Origin of the sequence: Stenotrophomonas pictorum JCM 9942, assembly GCF_001310775.1 — a bacterium.
Classification (GTDB): Bacteria; Pseudomonadota; Gammaproteobacteria; order Xanthomonadales; family Xanthomonadaceae; genus Stenotrophomonas; species Stenotrophomonas pictorum.
Genome location: NZ_BAZI01000627.1, coordinates 1 through 1,070, shown reverse-complemented (window position 1 = coordinate 1,070; position 1,070 = coordinate 1). Strand labels below are relative to the sequence as shown.

The window sequence follows — 1,070 nt, the reverse complement described above, 5'->3', positions numbered from 1 at the left end:
CGGAGGCCGGCGCGACCAGTTCCGGGCGCAACCGCCACAGGCCGTCGGCACTGCGTGCGAACAGGGTGTCGAACCGCGCCAGGGTGGTAGCCGGATCGGCGCTGTCCAGCCGTCGCAGCAGCTCCTGCTGCAGCCGCACCACGCTGTGCTCGGCCTGCAGGAACAGGCCCTCGCTGGCACGCGCGCGCAATTCCACCGTGCGCTGCGCCACCATCGGCACCACGCGATCGGTGGCCATGCGCATGGCCAGGTAACCCAGCGCGGAAAGCAGCAGCAGCAGCGCCAGGAACAGGCCCCAGATGCTCAGCGACAGCCGGTGGATCAGCGACGTACGCGACCGGGTTTGCAACAGCACGGGTGTTCCTTGGGCGGGAGGCGCTGGACGGTCCGGGTGCGCATTTTGCTTGTATTCATACTATGCCGCAGCGCGCATCCGCAACCGCAGGCGGTCAGGGGCCAGCGCGTGTGCACGGGAAACGGAACGCATCCCGCCACCGGGGGACGGCGGGCCGACTTCACATCCACTTCAAATTCGCCACAAACCCTGCTCACCCAGCCGGTCCACGCTGTCCCCGTTTCCACACGAGGACCGGACATGACTTCCCTGAAACTGCTGTTGCGCGCCGCCATCGTCGGCGGGCTGGTGTTGCTGTTGTTGATCCCGCTGCTGCTGATCCGCGGCACCATCAAGGAGCGCGAGCGCTATCGCGACCAGGCCATCGAACGGGTGGCGCAGAGCCGTGCCGGCGCGCAGTCGCTGATCGGCCCGGTGCGGGTGCTGCCGTGGACCCAGGAGCGCGAGGTGGAGGTGGTCGGGCCGACCGGGCTGAAGACCCGCGAGCTGCAGACCGAGAAAGGCTTTGACCTGCAGATGCCGGCACGGCTGCGCGTGCAGGGGGAAATGCGCCCGGACGAACGCCGCGTGGGCCTGTTCCGGGTGCCTGTCTACAGCTGGCACGCCCGCGTGCAGGCCGAGTTCACCGACAGGGACTACGCGCCGGTGGTCGGGCGCAGTTACGGACAGCCGTACCTGGCGCTGGGCATTGCGACGTGCGCGGGCTGGTGGGCAC

At 69.0% G+C, this 1,070-nt stretch carries 2 protein-coding genes; one reads left to right on the top strand and one right to left on the bottom strand.

The window, feature by feature from the left end:
* Positions 1–355: hypothetical protein (locus JCM9942_RS16640; RefSeq protein ID WP_157723024.1), on the bottom strand; the 355-nt coding region annotated here is incomplete at its 3' end.
* 240 nt (positions 356–595) lie between these two features.
* Here JCM9942_RS16640 and JCM9942_RS16635 point away from each other — a divergent pair.
* Positions 596–1,070, top strand: a 475-nt coding sequence (locus tag JCM9942_RS16635) for an inner membrane CreD family protein (protein WP_256202415.1), incomplete at its 3' end; no start/stop codon positions are given.